At 64.5% G+C, this 15,318-nt stretch carries 16 protein-coding genes and 1 tRNA gene; 10 read left to right on the forward strand and 7 right to left on the reverse strand.

Annotated features, from left to right (window positions below):
• Position 1: 1 nt before the first annotated feature.
• Together accB and aroQ are read right to left on the reverse strand one after the other, a co-directional pair.
• Complete coding sequence (accB, locus tag SAB01S_RS03490; RefSeq protein WP_062731711.1) at positions 2 to 493, reverse strand: acetyl-CoA carboxylase biotin carboxyl carrier protein; 492 nt, start codon at positions 491 to 493, stop codon at positions 2 to 4.
• An 83-nt stretch (positions 494 to 576) separates the two neighbouring features.
• Positions 577 to 1,017 carry a type II 3-dehydroquinate dehydratase gene (gene aroQ / locus SAB01S_RS03495; protein ID WP_021228730.1) on the reverse strand — a complete coding sequence of 147 codons (441 nt, stop codon included), beginning with the start codon at positions 1,015 to 1,017 and terminating at the stop codon, positions 577 to 579.
• A 116-nt stretch (positions 1,018 to 1,133) separates the two neighbouring features.
• Between aroQ and thiS the strand changes: the two genes are divergently transcribed.
• Entirely contained in the window at positions 1,134 to 2,129 is a 996-nt protein-coding gene (gene thiS / locus SAB01S_RS03500) for a sulfur carrier protein ThiS (protein WP_083951122.1), read from the forward strand.
• Here the strand turns inward: thiS and SAB01S_RS03505 are convergent.
• The gene (locus SAB01S_RS03505) at positions 2,126 to 2,995 is read right to left on the reverse strand and encodes a LysR family transcriptional regulator (protein ID WP_062731712.1); all 870 of its coding nucleotides are present in this window, start codon (positions 2,993 to 2,995) and stop codon (positions 2,126 to 2,128) included. The two genes, thiS and SAB01S_RS03505, sit on opposite strands and share 4 nt — an antisense overlap.
• 88 nt (positions 2,996 to 3,083) lie before the next feature.
• Between SAB01S_RS03505 and SAB01S_RS03510 the strand changes: the two genes are divergently transcribed.
• The 9 genes from SAB01S_RS03510 to SAB01S_RS03550 all read left to right on the forward strand — a co-directional run bounded on the left by SAB01S_RS03510 (position 3,084) and on the right by SAB01S_RS03550 (position 10,833).
• Entirely contained in the window at positions 3,084 to 3,794 is a 711-nt protein-coding gene (locus SAB01S_RS03510) for a CoA transferase subunit A (protein ID WP_062731713.1), read from the forward strand.
• A 119-nt stretch (positions 3,795 to 3,913) separates the two neighbouring features.
• Complete coding sequence (locus SAB01S_RS03515; RefSeq protein ID WP_439646649.1) at positions 3,914 to 4,744, forward strand: HAD family acid phosphatase; 831 nt, start codon at positions 3,914 to 3,916, stop codon at positions 4,742 to 4,744.
• On the forward strand, positions 4,744 to 5,379 hold the full coding sequence (locus SAB01S_RS03520) for a CoA transferase subunit B (RefSeq protein ID WP_062731801.1): 636 nt from the start codon (positions 4,744 to 4,746) through the stop codon (positions 5,377 to 5,379). Before SAB01S_RS03515 ends, SAB01S_RS03520 begins: the two co-directional genes overlap by 1 nt.
• A 9-nt stretch (positions 5,380 to 5,388) precedes the next feature.
• Positions 5,389 to 5,829 (forward strand): HIT family protein, encoded by a 441-nt coding sequence (locus SAB01S_RS03525; protein WP_062731714.1) that lies wholly within the window; start codon positions 5,389 to 5,391, stop codon positions 5,827 to 5,829.
• A 45-nt stretch (positions 5,830 to 5,874) separates the two neighbouring features.
• Complete coding sequence (locus tag SAB01S_RS03530) at positions 5,875 to 7,170, forward strand: glycosyltransferase family 4 protein (protein ID WP_062731715.1); 1,296 nt, start codon at positions 5,875 to 5,877, stop codon at positions 7,168 to 7,170.
• Positions 7,171 to 7,229: 59 nt separating this feature from the next.
• The gene (locus SAB01S_RS03535) at positions 7,230 to 8,888 is read left to right on the forward strand and encodes a capsular polysaccharide export protein, LipB/KpsS family (RefSeq protein ID WP_439646655.1); all 1,659 of its coding nucleotides are present in this window, start codon (positions 7,230 to 7,232) and stop codon (positions 8,886 to 8,888) included.
• Positions 8,881 to 10,164 carry a capsule polysaccharide biogenesis protein gene (locus SAB01S_RS03540; RefSeq protein WP_062731716.1) on the forward strand — a complete coding sequence of 428 codons (1,284 nt, stop codon included), beginning with the start codon at positions 8,881 to 8,883 and terminating at the stop codon, positions 10,162 to 10,164. Before SAB01S_RS03535 ends, SAB01S_RS03540 begins: the two co-directional genes overlap by 8 nt.
• Positions 10,165 to 10,246: 82 nt before the next feature.
• On the forward strand, positions 10,247 to 10,534 hold the full coding sequence (locus SAB01S_RS03545) for a type II toxin-antitoxin system RelE/ParE family toxin (protein WP_062731717.1): 288 nt from the start codon (positions 10,247 to 10,249) through the stop codon (positions 10,532 to 10,534).
• Positions 10,534 to 10,833, forward strand: coding sequence for a HigA family addiction module antitoxin (locus SAB01S_RS03550; protein ID WP_062731718.1), 300 nt, complete (start codon positions 10,534 to 10,536; stop codon positions 10,831 to 10,833). Before SAB01S_RS03545 ends, SAB01S_RS03550 begins: the two co-directional genes overlap by 1 nt.
• Positions 10,834 to 10,923: 90 nt before the next feature.
• Here the strand turns inward: SAB01S_RS03550 and SAB01S_RS03555 are convergent.
• The 4 genes from SAB01S_RS03555 to SAB01S_RS03570 all read right to left on the reverse strand — a co-directional run bounded on the left by SAB01S_RS03555 (position 10,924) and on the right by SAB01S_RS03570 (position 15,284).
• A tRNA-Gln gene (locus SAB01S_RS03555) sits at positions 10,924 to 10,997 on the reverse strand.
• A gap of 107 nt (positions 10,998 to 11,104) precedes the next feature.
• Positions 11,105 to 13,363 (reverse strand): glycosyltransferase, encoded by a 2,259-nt coding sequence (locus SAB01S_RS03560; RefSeq protein ID WP_062731719.1) that lies wholly within the window; start codon positions 13,361 to 13,363, stop codon positions 11,105 to 11,107.
• Positions 13,364 to 13,398: 35 nt separating this feature from the next.
• Positions 13,399 to 14,469, reverse strand: coding sequence for a dTDP-glucose 4,6-dehydratase (rfbB, locus tag SAB01S_RS03565; RefSeq protein WP_021228718.1), 1,071 nt, complete (start codon positions 14,467 to 14,469; stop codon positions 13,399 to 13,401).
• 161 nt (positions 14,470 to 14,630) lie between these two features.
• Positions 14,631 to 15,284, reverse strand: a complete 654-nt coding sequence (locus tag SAB01S_RS03570) for a hypothetical protein (RefSeq protein WP_062731720.1) — start codon at positions 15,282 to 15,284, stop codon at positions 14,631 to 14,633.
• Positions 15,285 to 15,318 lie beyond the last annotated feature (34 nt).

Here is a 15,318-nt window from a genome sequence, read left to right on the forward strand (position 1 = left end):
CTTATTCGATCACGATCAGCGGCTGGTCATATTCGACCGGCTGGCCATTATCGACCAGCACCGTCTTGACCGTGCCGGACACGGGCGCGGCGATGGCGTTCATGACCTTCATCGCTTCGACGATCAGCACGGTGTCGCCGGCCTGCACCTGCGATCCCACGCGGGCGAAGGGCGCGGCGCCCGGTTCGGCGGACAGATAGGCGGTGCCCACGATCGGCGATTTGACCAGCGTGCCGGGCGGCAGCGCGCCTTCGGGCGCGGCGGCGGGCGCAGCCGGCGCGGCAGCCGGAGCAGGCGCAGCGGCCGCCGGGGCGGCAGGCGCGGGCGCATAGACAGCGGCGGGCGCGCCGCCGGCCTTGCGCGCGACGCGGATCTTGCGGTCGCCATCCTCCACCTCGATTTCGGTGAGGTTGGTGTCATCGAGCAGGGCGGCAAGGTCCCGCACCAGCTGAACGTCGACCTGCATTGCGCCCTTTTCCTGTTTATCGGTCATGTAAAATCCCTGGCAGGTTGATATGGTTTCTGGCGCCAGCGCCTATGCGTATTTCCGGCAAAGCGCAACTTTCGTGCGTCGGATCATAATTCCAGCGCGGCTTCCAGCGCCAGCATGTAGGACATGGGGCCAAAGCCCGCGATCGTGCCCTTCGCCGCCATGCCGACATAGCTTTTGTGGCGGAAGGGTTCGCGCGCATGGGGGTTGGACAGGTGAATTTCGATGACCGGCACGCTGATGCCCTTGATCGCGTCATGCAGGGCGATGGACGTGTGGGTATAGGCGCCGGGGTTGATGATGACGGCATGCGCCCCTTCCGCATGGGCTTCCTGCAACCAGTCGACCAGATGGCCCTCATGATTGGACTGGCGGAAATCAATCTCGACATGGGCGCGATTGGCCGCGTCCTCCATGCGTTCGGCAATGTCGTCGAGCGTGTCATAGCCGTAGATTTCCGGCTCGCGCGTGCCGAGCATGTTGAGATTGGGTCCATTGAGCACATAGATTTTGCGCGCGTCGGCCACGTCCGGTCCCCTGTTTCAGATGTTGCGGCGGAGGCAGGGCCGCCCCTATATGCGGGGCAATCCATAGCCCTTCCTGTCTCGCCGCGTCGAGACACTTTGCCAATCGGGACAGCATAGTGAGCATAGACGGCACCATTTCCATCCGCATCAATGGCGAACATCGCCGCGTTCGCGAGGGGCTGACCCTGGCTGAACTGGCGAGCGAACTGGGCTTCACGCCCGAAAAGGTGGCGGTGGAGCGCAATCTGGAGGTGGTGCCGCGATCGACGCTGGGGCAGGTGAAGGTTGAGGATGGGGACGAACTGGAAATCGTGCATTTCGTCGGCGGCGGCGATGTGACCGTTGACGACAGCTGGACCGTCGCGGGCAAGACGTTCCGGTCGCGCCTTATCGTGGGCACGGGCAAATATAAGAATTTCGAGCAGAATGCGGCAGCGCTGGCGGCGTCGGGCGCGGAAATCGTGACGGTGGCGGTGCGCCGCGTCAACGTGTCCGATCCCAAAGCGCCGATGCTGACCGACTATATCGACCCCAAGAAGATTACCTATCTGCCCAATACTGCCGGCTGCTTCACCGGCGAGGAAGCGATCCGCACCCTGCGCCTGGCGCGCGAGGCGGGGGGATGGGACCTCGTCAAGCTGGAGGTGCTGGGCGAAGCGCGCACGCTTTACCCGGACATGGTCGAAACGCTGCGCGCGACCGAAGTGCTGGCCAAGGAAGGCTTCAAGCCGATGGTCTATTGCGTCGATGATCCCATTGCGGCCAAGCGGCTGGAGGATGCGGGCGCGGTCGCGATCATGCCGCTGGGCGCGCCGATCGGCAGTGGCCTTGGCATCCAGAACAAGGTCACGATCCGCCTGATCGTGGAGGGCACCAAGCTGCCCGTGCTGGTCGATGCGGGCGTGGGCACCGCTTCGGAAGCCGCGCAGGCGATGGAGCTGGGCTGCACCGGCGTCCTCATGAACACCGCCATCGCCGAAGCCAAGGACCCGGTGCTGATGGCCGCCGCGATGAAGGCGGGAGTCGAAGCCGGACGCATGGCCTATCGCGCCGGACGCATGGGCAAGCGGATGTATGCCGACCCGTCCAGTCCGCTCGCGGGCCTCATCTAGAGCCGCAAGTCGCTCGCCCGGCCGAAGATTGCCAGGACCAGCGGATCGCTTTCGGCCGCGCGCACCGCGACGTGAAAGGCGATTTGCGGCAGGGGCGGCATGTCGGGCAGTCTGGCGAGCCGGCCATCGTGCAGATGGGCGCGCACCATCGCTTCGGGAAAGGCGCCGACGCCGCCACCGCGCGTGACGATATCGATCATCGTGCGCACATTGTTGCACAGGTTGACCGGGCTGGCGGCTAGCGGGGAGTGGGCCAGCGCATCCTTGACGATGTGATAGAGCGGCGAGGCGCTGGAGAGCGACCAGAGCGGCGGGCGCGACGGCGGCGCGCTGGCGATGGCGGGGCTGGCGAGCCAGAGCAGGTCGACGCCGCCGATCGGGGTCGAGCGCAGCAAGGGGTGGGCGACCGGACCCGCGCCGAAGATCATGTCGGCCTGCCCCGACGCCAGTTGCTGGATCAGGTCGACGGTCAGCGCGATGTCGATTTCCAGCGTGACATTGGGCAGGTCGCGGCCCAGCGCGGTAACGAAGGAGGGCAGGCAGATGGCCGCCGCGATCTCCCCCGATCCCACGCGCACGACCCCGCGCGCGCCGCCAATGTCGCTGCATCCGGTGAGCACGGTCTGGAACCGCGCCCAGAGCGGTTCGCTTTCGCGCACCAGTTCGCGGCCCGCTGGCGTCAGCGCCATGGCGCGCCCTTCGCGGCGGAAGAGGGCGGTGCCCAGATGGCCTTCCAGTTCGCGCACGCGCGCGGAAATGGCGGGCTGCGTCGTGTTGAGCCGCGCCGCAGCCGCCGCGAAAGTGCCCAGCCGCGCGATCCACAGCAGCGTTTCGAGATGATAGAAAGCGATGCGATTGATAGCCATTATTTTGGCTTATCGGAAAAAACAAATCATTGGTATTGATCCTTCCGGCCGCCTAGACCCTTGGGTCATATATTAGGAGAAAGCGCCCATGGTGAAGAAGCTCTACCCCGATGCTGCGGCTGCGCTGGACGGATTGCTGTTCGACGGGATGCAGATTTGCGCGGGCGGTTTTGGCCTGTGTGGCATCCCCGAACGGCTGATCGACGCCATCCGCGATTCCGGGGTCAAGGATCTGACCATCGCGTCCAACAATGCCGGCATCGACGGCGAAGGGCTGGGCAAGCTGCTGCGCACGCGCCAGGTGAAGAAGATGATCTCCTCCTATGTCGGGGAGAATAAGGAATTCGAACGGCAGTTTCTGGCCGGCGAACTGGAGGTCGAATTCTGCCCGCAGGGGACGCTGGCCGAACGCTGCCGCGCCGGCGGCGCGGGAATTCCGGGCTTCTACACCAAGACCGGCGTCGGAACCCAGGTGGCCGAGGGAAAGGAAGTCAAGAATTTCGACGGCCAGGACTATATATTGGAGCGCGGCATCTTCGCCGACATCGCGATCGTCAAGGGGTGGAAGGCCGACGAGAGCGGCAACCTCATGTTCCGCAAGACCGCGCGCAACTTCAACCAGCCCATGGCGACGGCCGCGAAAATCTGCATCGCGGAGGTCGAGGAAGTGGTGCCGACCGGCAGCCTGGACCCCGACGCGATCCATCTGCCCGGCATCTATGTCAAGCGCATGATCGTGGGCGCGCCCTATGACAAGAAGATCGAGTTCCGCACCGTGAGGCAGCGGGAAGCGGCGTGATGTTTCGCGAGATGGCTGCTGCTAGTGCCCCTGCGAAGGCAGGAGCCCAGGGTCGAGCGACGCGCCTTGGCGCTCTGGGCTCCTGCCTTCGCAGGAGCGCAATATTACTGCTGGGGCCCTTGGCGGCTTGTGCGACGACGACGCCTCCGGCCGTAACGGGCGCAGCACCCGCCAATCCGCCCGCTGGGATGCAATATCTCTACGGGTCGGGCGAGGGCGCGGCGCTGTCGGTGCAGGCCTGGCATGGGCTGCTGGGTTATGTCGCGAGCAAGATGAAGGCGCGCCCGGCCGATAGCGTGGTGCTGGCGCAGGGCGCGAGCCTGGACGCGCCCACATTCGTGCCCTGCGGCGACAAGCCACTGGCGGCGGTATTCGACGTCGATGAAACGGTGCTGCTCAACATCGGCTATGAATATCATGATGCGACGAGCGGCAAGGGCTACAACGCCGCCGACTGGGATGCGTGGGAAAAGACCGGGGAGGGCGCGGTCGCGCCGGTTCCGGGCGCGGACCATGTGCTGGCCGCGCTGCGCAAGATGGGCGTGACCGTGATCTTCAACACCAACCGGTCGGCCGCCAATGCCGATGCGACCGCGCGCGCGATCCGCGCGGCCGGGCTGGGCGAGGCGGTGCATGGCGAGACGCTGTACCTGAGCGGTGACGACGCCATGGGATCACGCAAGGATGGCCGCCGCGCGACGATCGCCGCCAGATATTGCGTCATCGCCATGGGCGGCGACCAGCTGGGCGATTTCTCCGACCTGTTCAATGCGGGGCAGTCCGTGACCGCGCGCCGCGCCGCGACCATGACCCTGCCGATCGCCGGCATGTGGGGCAATGGCTGGTTCGTCATGCCCAATCCCGTCTATGGCAGCGGCCTCAAAGGCGGGTTCGACGACATATTTCCGATGGACAAGAGGTGGGCCCCGCCCGCCAAGGGAGAGCAATGATGCCCTGGACTCGTGACGAGATGGCCGCGCGCGCGGCGAAGGAACTCAAGGACGGTTTCTACGTGAACCTTGGCATCGGTATTCCGACGCTGGTGGCGAATCATATCCCTGCGGGCGTGGAAGTGACGCTCCAGTCGGAAAACGGAATGCTGGGCATCGGCCCCTTCCCGTTCGAGGGCGATGAGGATGCCGACCTGATCAATGCGGGCAAGCAGACGATCAGCGAGCTGCCGCAGTCGGTCTATTTTTCCAGCGCCGACAGTTTCGCGATGATCCGGGGCGGGCATATCGACCTTACCGTGCTGGGCGCGATGGAGGTCGCGGAAAATGGCGACATCGCCAACTGGATGATCCCCGGCAAGATGATCAAGGGCATGGGCGGCGCGATGGACCTGGTCGCGGGCGTCAAGAAGATCATCGTCGTGATGGAGCACACGTCGAAGAACGGCGATCCCAAGTTCATCCCGGCCTGCACCCTGCCGCTGACCGGCACCAATGTCGTTGACATGATCGTCACCGACCTGGCGGTGTTCCAGCGGCCCGATCATGACAGCCCGTTCAAGCTCATTGAACTGGCGCCGGGCGTGACGGCGGAGGAAGTCGCTGCTAAGACGAGCGCCCATTATATCAGCTAAGGGCAATCCATGAGCCTCGACGGCACCTATGACGACGCCAATATCTTCGCCCTGATTTTGCAGGGTAAGATACCGTCGACCACGCTGTATGAGGATGCCGACACGCTGTCTTTCCTCGACATCATGCCGCAGACGCGGGGCCATGCGCTGGTCATTTCCAAATGGTCGAAGGCGCGCAACCTGCTGGACATGGAGGACGAGGCGCTGGCCCAGGTGATGGCGACGACGAAGAAGGTCGCCACCGCCATTCGCAAGGTGCTGAACCCCGACGGCATCCAGATCGCCCAGTTCAATGGCGCGCCGGCCGGGCAGACCATTTTCCATCTGCACGTCCACATCCTGCCGCGCTGGGAGGGCGACCCCAAGGGGTTCGCCGCCCATGGCGCGGGTGGCAAGGCCGATCCCGACGCGCTCGAAGCGCTGGCGCAAGAGATACGCGCGCAATTCTGATGCCGATCGCCTGCCTGTCTGATCCGAACGGCGGACGCTGAGCCGATGGCGCTGCGTCCCTTCAATGCCCCCGGCGCGCGGCTGGCGCTGCGCACCAAGCGGGCCAGCCCGCGCTTCGGCGGCGCGCGCGGCGACAGTGAAGTGGTGCTGGACGTGTCGCGATTGCTGTCGCGCGCCTTTCACCCCGCGCCGACCGGGATCGACCGCGTCGAATATGTCTATGCCCGCGAATTGCTGGAGCGGATGCCCCACCGCTTGTCCTTTGCCGCGGTGCATCCTGCCGGCGGCTATTATGGGCGGCTGAGCAATGCGGCGGTGCGCCAGTTCCTGGCGTTCACCGCGGCCAAATGGCGCAATGCCCGCAGCGACGCGGGCGGCGAGGGCAAGGCGGCGGTCATCCGCCATATGTTCGCGACCCGGCCGCGCCCGGTGCCCAAGGCGAAGGGGCCGCGCCTCTATTTGCAGGTATCGCCGCACCATCTTGACGATGCGGCCCAAGTTGGCGCGATCTTGCGCGCGGAGGGCGCCCGGCTGGTGACGCTGGTGCATGACGTCATCCCCTTGAGCCATCCTGAATATGCCCGGCCGCAGGGAGCCGAGGAGCATCGTCGGCGCGTGCGCACGATCGACCGCTATGCCACCGGCATCATCGGCAACAGCCAGGCGACGATCGACGCGCTGGCGCCGCATCTGGGCGCCGGGCTGGACGGCCGGGTGGTGCGGGTGGCGCATTTCGGCGCGGACGCGCCCGACATATTCGGCGCGCGCGACGAGTCGCTGCCCAGGCGGCCCTATTTCGTCTATATCTCGACGATCGAGCCGCGAAAGAACCATCTGCTGCTGCTCACCATCTGGCGGCGACTGGTGGAGGACATGGGCGACGCCGCGCCGGTGCTGGTGCTGGTCGGCCGGCGTGGCTGGGAAAATGAGAATGTCATCGACATATTGGAACGCGCCGACATTTTGCGCGGCCATGTGATCGAGGCGGGCGAAGTGTCCGACAACCGGATGCAGGCGTTGGTCGCCAACGCCCGCGCGATGCTGATGCCGTCCTTTGCCGAAGGCTTCGGCATGCCCGTGGTCGAGGCTCTGGCGTCGGGTGTGCCGGTCATTTGCAGCGACATCATCGCTCATCGCGAAGTGGGTGGCGATGCGCCGGATTATCTCGACCCGCTGGACGGATTGGGCTGGATGCGGGCAATCTGCGCCTATGCGCAGGCGGATTCGCCCGAGCGCGCGGCGCAGCAGGCGCGCATCAGCGTCTGGCGCGCGCCGACATGGCGTGACTATTTCGACATAGTGACAGACCTGATCGAGGAAGTAACAGCCTCTGTTCCTTGACCTTTGCGCTGGCGCTGCCCAAGGGGGAGTATGACGATGCGGGGCGCTGTGGGACTGATATGGGACGGATGGCCGCCCTCGGCCTGTCAGCGCGCATGACCCCGTTTCTCCGCTCCCCGCCCTTTCCCGGTGTCGACCCGGCGGTTGCCGCCGTCGCCGTGCCTGCCGATGGACGGGCCGCGCATGACGTGACCGACGCGGCGCTGGATCAGCTTCGCGCCGCGCGTGTGGGCGGTTGCTTCTGGGGCGCGCGGCCTGACCCGGTGCGGCGGCTGATGCGGGTGGGCATGCCGATCGACGCGCGGGTTTCTGCTCAGCTGGAGCCGGATCAGATCGGCCTGTTGCCCGGCAAGGGCGCGGCCCAGGTGGCGGGACGCATGCTACCCGCCGACTGCGACCCATGGCATCTGATCGAAGGCGCGCAGGCGGTCCATGCCGATGCGGAGGATGACTGGGCGCTGATCGCCGGGTTGCTGGGCGTACCGGTGATCGGAGCGGACGGGGTGGCGGTAGAGCCAGCGCGGCTGCACGCTTTGCTGCGCGCCCGATTGACCGCAGCGCAATATCGCGACCCGTTTTCCGGCGCGCCGATCAGTGTGTCGCAGGCGATCGCGCAATTGGCCGACTGGCGGCGGCATCTGGACGGCAATCGCGGCCTGTCAGCGGCCAGCGGCATGGCCTTCTGGAAGCGCGAGGCGATCCACGCCTTTTTGTGGGATGGCGAGCGGTCGCCGCCCTTCCTGTCGGCGCGCAAGGGCCTGCGCAAGGCGCGGCGGGAGGGCGGCGCGCTGGCGGTCTGGCCTTCGCGGGTGCCCGCCGCCATCGTCGCGCGGGCAGAGGCCGATGGCGTGCCGATCGCGCGGGTGGAGGATGGTTTCCTGCGCTCGCGCGGGCTGGGGGCAGCGCTTTATCCACCCGGCTCCGTGGTCGTCGATCGCAGCGGCATTTATTATAATGCGCTCCAGGCCAACGATTTGGAGACGCTGCTCGCGAACCACGACTTTCCGCCCGCGCTGGTCGAGCGGGCGGCGCGGCTGCGGGCGCGCATCTGCGCGTCGGGCGTCACCAAATATGGGGCGCAGGGCGGTGATTTTCCCGCCTTGCCACAGGGGCGGCGCACGGTCTTGGCGGTCGGCCAGGTCGACGATGACCTGTCGGTGCGGCTGGGCGGCGCAGGGGTGGCGGGCAATCTCGATTTTTTGAAGCGCGTGCGGCGCGCCGAACCCGATGCCTTCATCCTCTATCGCCCGCATCCCGACGTGCAGGCGGGGCATCGCAAGGGGCATCTGACCGATGCCGTGGCGCTGGCCCATGCGGATGCGGTCGACAGCGGCGGATCGCTGATGGACCTGGTGCAGGCCGTCGACGCGGTGCATGTGCTTTCCTCGCTCACCGGGTTCGAGGCGCTGATCCGGGGGTGCGCCGTGACCGTGCACGGCATGCCCTTCTACGCCGGCTGGGGCCTGACGCGCGATCTGGCAGAGCCAAGCCCCCGGCGCGGGCGACAACTCAGCGTTGATGAACTTGTCGCTGGCGCCCTCATTCTCTATCCCCGCTATCTCGATCCGATGACCGGATTGCCCTGTGGGCCTGAAGTGATGGTGGAGCGTTTAGCCAATGGGTCGACGCCGCCTGTCACTTGGCTTATCAGGGTGCGGGCCATGCAGGGGAAGTTGCGCAGATTTATGACTTTGGCCGCAGAGTTTTTTCATGGCTGATCCGCAGGTTAAGACCTTTCTCTTCCTGCAGGGACCGCACGGACCCTATTTCGCGATGCTGGCCGACGCCTTGCGGGCGCGGGGGCATCGCGCCTTGCGCATCAACATCAACGGCGGCGACAAGGTCGACTGGCCGGGTGAAGCAGCGGACTATCGCGGCACCTTCCGCAACTGGCCGCTCTTCTTCGACGATTTTATCGTTAACCACGGCGTTACCGACCTTATCCTCTACGGCGATTGCCGCCCTTATCACACGTCGGCCCACGGCATGGCGCGGCTGCGCGGATTGCGGGTACACTGCATGGAGGAGGGCTATATCCGGCCCGACTTCCTGACTTTGCAGGATGATGGCGTGAACGGCAATTCGACGCTGCCGCTCGATCCGCAATGGTATCTCGATCAGGCCGCTGGCCTGCCCGAACGGGCCGAACCGCTGCCGCCGGTGCCCTCCACATTCCAGGCGCGGGCGCGCAACACGATGCGCAATGGCCTGTCATCGGCGCTGATGCGGCCCTATTTTCCTTATTATCGCACGCACCGCCCGCACAGTTTCATCCTGGAATCGGTCGCCTGGTGCTGGAAGCTGCTGATGGCAAAGCGGGAGGCCGAACGATCGGCCGCGACTTGGGACGCCATCAAGGACCAGCCCTATTTCACCCTGCCGTTGCAGCTCAATTCCGACTATCAGATCCGCGTCCATTCGCCCTTTGGCGACATGCGCGCCGCCTTGCGGTTCGTGATCAAGAGCTTCGCCCAACATGCACCATCGGGCGTCGCTTTGCTGGTGAAACGCCATCCGCTGGATCCGGGGCTGGTGGGCTGGGAACGACTGACGCGCAAGCTGGCGGTCCATTATGGCGTCGGCGATCGGGTTCATTATCTTTCCGACTGGGATATTGCGCAGGTCGTGCAAACGTCGCTGGGCGTCGTGACGGTGAACAGCACGGTGGGCACGCTGGCGCTCAACAGCGCCAAGCCGGTCGTGGTGCTGGGCCATGCGGTCTACAAGGTGCCCGGCATCGTCCATCACACTAGCCTCGACAGTTTCTGGGGGGCACCGCGCCGGCCCGACATGACGCTCTATTCCGCGTTCCGCTGCGTGCTGGAGGATCGCTGCTTGATCCGGGGCGGGCTGCTGAGCGAGGAAGGTCTGCAGATGCTGGTCGACAATGCGGTCGAACGGCTGGAAAAGGACCCGTCCGAAGTCCTGCCCCTGACCCGCCCCGCGCGGCGCCGGCGGCGCGGCATGGATGTCGTGCATGGAAGCGCGGCGTAGGGGCTGGGCGCGGGCTAATGACTTTCTCCGCGACATGTAAAGTGTCGCTTGACATGAATATGTAAAGTGATACCTTCCATGGATGGAGATTGAGAGCATTCGCCACAAGGCTTTGCGGCGGTTTATCGAAACCGGCCAGGCCAAGGGGCTGCCCGGGGACGTGGTGGATCGGCTGTTCAGGATGATGACCTTCATCATTGATGCCGACACGCTGGATGAACTTTCCACTCCACCAAATTACGGCCTCCACCCGTTAATCGGCGACCGCACGGGAACATGGGCAATGACCGTGATCCGAAACTGGCGGCTAACTTTTTCAATGAATGAACAGGGTGCCCTCATAAACATAGACTTGGAGGATTATCACTGATGGCTATCAGGATTCATGCCTCGTTTGCGATCCATCCCGGTGATTGGCTCAAGACGGAAATCGTGCAGGCCCACGGCGTTTCCATCAACGATCTGGCCGAGGCATTTGGCGTCAGCCGTCAGTCGATCAGTTCGCTGTTGAACGGGCGGGCGGCGCTGTCCGCGGATATGGCCATCCGCTTTGAACATGCCTTTGGCGTGAAGGCCGAGACCCTGATGCGGATGCAGGCCCGTTATGATCTGGGCAAGGCGCGTGAACATGAAGCTGATTTGGCGGTGCGGAGCCTGATTTCGGTGTAGCCATTGGCTTTGGCGAGGCATGCATCACAATTGCAGCGCGGCACGGACCACACAGTACCCTGCGGTTTGATCGGAAAATGCCTAGGGGTGTGGATGCCCGACGAGGATTCGAACCTCGATTGACGGAGTCAGAGTCCGTAGTCTTACCTTTAGACGATCGGGCAACGATCGTAAGCGGTGTCCCGCTCGGGAGGCCGCAGATAGGCGGCGGCAGGCGGGTGGTCAAGTGCTTTGTTTGGGGCGGTGCAGGCGCGTTGGACTCGCCGCGACGTCAGCCCAGCGAGAGCAGCTTGCGACGCTTTTTCGCCTTCTTGTCGAGCCGGTCGGCGCCGATCACGGTGATGGTCGCGCGGCGGTCCTTGAACTCGGGCGAGTCCATGATGGCGCGCAGCATGTCCTCCTTGCTCATGCCGTTGGCGATGAGGGCGCGATGATGATCCAGCCCGGCCGGATCGGCGCGGCGGCCGAGGATCTGGATATAGAAGGCCTCGATAAAGGCGTCGCCGTCGAGCGCGAGGATGGCGGGCAGGTCAACCGTCGCGGCCGGCGCCAGGTTGAGGGCGACCGGCCCGCCGCTTGCGCCTGACTGCGCTGTCTCGCTTTTGCCGGCCACGTGGCGGCGGAGCATGTCGCCATCCTCGATCCGGCTGATCAGCTGATCGCAAATATCGGGCCGGTCGAGCAGGCCAGTGGCGAAATCGAACAGGCCGCGCGACCAGTCGTCCCAATCCTGCCCGTCCTTTTCCACCACGCGCGATTGCCCGCATTGCACGGCCCGGCGAACGGCGTCGGGCAGGTCGCTGTCCTTGAAATAGAGGAAGATGCCCTCCACCGCGGAGAAGGTCGCAAGGATTTCGCGCGTGGCGGGGATGTCGCGGGCCACCACGGGCTTGCCGAGCGCCAGCGCGTGCATCACCGACAGGCCAAAGCCCTCATAATAAGAGGGGAGGATGATGACGCTGCTGGAGGCGAAAATCTCGTTCATTTCGACGTCGGGAATGACGCCGGCGTGAAGCTGTCGCACGTTGGACGGCATGTCGTCGCCGCCCTTGCCCATGACGAGGACCGACAGGCTGGGGATGGCTTCGCCCAAGATGCGGGCGGACGCGCCGGAAGCCTTGTGCGCGAAATGATTGCCCAGAACCAGTACATGGTCGCGGCGCAGCTCCAGCCCTTCATAGCGCGCAGCATAGGCCGAGGGGCGGGTGGGCAGCAGGCGGGTATGGACCTGCGCGCCGAACCGACGCGGGAAGCGATGCCGGAATGTCTCTTCCGAAAACTCGCTGATGAAGAAGAGCCCGTTGGCGTTGCGGGCGACATAGGACCAGAGCGTCTGCACGTCATTGTCCGCGCGCAGATTGCCGCAGTCGAGCGCGATGACGTCGAGCATGCCGTAGATATTGACCGGGGCCAGATGCTCCATGACGCTGATCTGGTCAAGGTCGAAGGGCTGGCCGAAGAAGATGGACACGGCATAGCCCGGCGTCACATCGGTGCGCAGCCGAACCTGGTCCAGCCGGTCGATGCCGTGAAATTCCGCGACGGACCGCTTGCAGATGATATGCAGTTCGAACCCGCCGGGCGGCTGGCGGTCGAACCAGCGGATGAAGTTCATGATGAGTTCGTTGGTGCCATTGTGATGATGGCCGACGCTCAGAAGGTTGAGGGCGATCTTGAGCCGGCCATCAACCGTGGGCACCAGGTTCGCCATCTGCGCGATCGCGCGATATTCTGCCGATGCTTCATGCGCCCAGACCAGCGGCAGAAATTCGGGATGGCGCGCGTCGATCATGCGCAGATTGGCCTGCTGCTGGCCCTTATAGTCGATGTCGTGCAGCTTGAAGGACGCCGAACCGGCATGATAGGCGAAGGCGTGATTGGCGAGCACGGCGCGAAAGCCCACCTTGCCCGCGCGCATGACGAGGTCATTTTCCTCCTCATAGCCGACGCCGAAATCTTCATCGAGATAGCCGAAATTGGCGACGACCTGCGCGGAAATGAGCAGATAAAAGCCAACGGCGGTCGGCGCGAAGCTGTAGCGGGGGAGGTGGCGATGCACCGATTCCCAGGCGATGTGGCAGATTTCCGGCGTGGTCGCGATGCCCGAAAGATTATGCGGCGCGGGCGGGAAGGTCGCCAGCGCGGCATTGTTCGAGCGTGGGCAGACGAAGCCGATTTGCGGATCGGCCTCCAGCACGGCCAGCATTTCCGACAGGGTGCCCGGATAGGTCAGCGTGTCGCTGTTGACGAGCAGGGCCGCATGCCCATCCCGCCGCGCCATCGCCAGCCCCTGATTGACGCTGCGCACGAAGCCGAGATTTTCGGGATTGCGGATATGGACGTCGATCAGGCCGTCGGCCTGACATTGGCGCAGATAGGCGTCGACCGCTTCGTCATCGGGCGAATCGTTGATCGCGATCAGGCGGGGATTGTGATCGCGTATCTCGCCGAGATTCTGGACGAGCGAGTCCAGGCAGGCCCGGACCATGTCGACGTTTCGATAAATGGGAAGAATGATATCGAGCGTCATCGATGGTCCTGCGCGGCCTGCCTGGCGATGAAGGATCAGCCGGCCAGCGCGGCCCGCGCCACCAGAGGACGCCACCAGTCCTGATTGTCGAGGAACCAGTTGAGCGTATCGGCAAAGCCCTGCGGGAAGTCGCGCGAGGGTTCATAGCCCAGTTCGCTGCGGATCTTGGTCTCGTCGATCGCATAGCGGCGGTCATGGCCCTTGCGGTCCTGCACATAGGTCATGAGTTCGGCCGACGGACGACCATGGGCGGCCGGTGCATCAGGGAATACCGATGCGAGCGCCGGATTGCGCGCAAAGGCTTCATCGACGCCGCGGCAGATTTCCTTGATGACCTCGATATTGGGCAGTTCCTGCCCGCCGCCGACATTATAGGTTTCGCCGATCCGGCCCTTGCGCAGGATGAGTTCGATGCCGATGCAGTGATCCTCGACGTGCAGCCAGTCGCGGATGTTCATGCCATCGCCATAGATGGGCAGATTCTTGCCCGACAGCGCGTTGAGCGTGAACAGCGGGATCAGCTTTTCGGGAAACTGGTAGGGACCATAATTGTTCGAGCAATTGCTGGTCGTCGTTTCCAGGCCATAGGTGTGGTGATAGGCGCGCACCAGATGGTCCGACCCTGCCTTCGACGCGGAATAGGGCGAATTGGGGGCGTAGGGCGTGGTTTCGCTGAACGCGGGATCATCCAGTTCCAGCGTGCCATATACTTCGTCGGTCGACACATGGTGGAAGCGGTGAGGCCGGCCCGTGCCCTTGTCAAGCCAGGCCGCCTTGGCGGCTTTCAACAGGCTGTGAGTGCCGATGACGTTGGTGGTGACGAAAGCGTCGGGACCGGTGATCGAACGGTCGACATGGCTTTCGGCGGCGAAGTGGACGATGGTGTCGACGTCATGATCGGCGATCAGTTGCGATACGAGCGCGGTGTCGCAAATGTCCCCTTCGACCAGCGAAACGTCGGGCACGTCGGCGATGTTGGCGGGGTTACCGGCGTAAGTCAGCGCATCGAGCACGACGATGCCGTCATTGGGGGAAACCTTGCGCCAGTGACGGACGAAATTCGCGCCGATGAAGCCTGCGCCCCCGGTGATGATCAGATTGGCCATGCGCCTACTCTCTTGCTCCCTCGGTGATCCGCGCGCGGCGGATGGATATGAAGACCCGCTTCGTCCAAGCGGAATTTATATGTCGACCGGACTTCGCACTTGCCGCAAAGTCGCGCTTTTCGCAATCGCGATACTGCGCAGCCTGCCAGTCTTTTTGCGTTCTAACCCGCCGACAGCATGACAAGGCCGACACCCAGCACGCGCGGATCGACTGCAATACCGTGCGTTACCGGACTGACGGGCGCCTCATGCTGGAACTGCAATAGGATATCGCCATCGCCGATGCAGGAGGGGGGAAGACGCAGCCGGATGATGCGGGGCTTGGCATCCAGACGATGCGACCCGAGAAAATATCCGTTCGCGCTGATGTCGACATGCGGGCGTTCCATGCCATCAGCGAGGAAGCAGAATAAGGACAGGCTGACCGTGACATAGCCGCCCTGCCAGCGGTCAAGGGCGAAGCGCAGGGCGTGGACCGCGTCGCTCCCCCATACGCCCCAAGGCTCGCGCTTATGCCATCCGCTGGCGAGATAGGCTTCCGGATCCGGCTCCCCCGCCGGCGTGTCGGAGCGGAACTGGACCGGCGTGTTTCGCGGCAGCACGGGAAAGCCGGCCGCCGACCATCGGTGCGACGGGTCGGCCTCGGCTGCATTGTCGAGCCGGCGGGCGAGCGTTTCGGCAAGGGTCAGCTCCACCAGATGCTGCACCTGATCGAGTTGGCTGCTGGTTTCCGCCAACCGGGCCTCGATCGCGTCGATACGGGCGGCAAGTGCCGCTTGCGTCGAAGCCGCGCTGCTGTCGTCCGTGTCGGTCACGAGGGGATATATCCGGTCAAAACGCGATCCTGAT

It is taken from the genome of Sphingobium abikonense NBRC 16140 (assembly GCF_001598335.1).
GTDB lineage: Bacteria > Pseudomonadota > Alphaproteobacteria > Sphingomonadales > Sphingomonadaceae > Sphingobium > Sphingobium abikonense.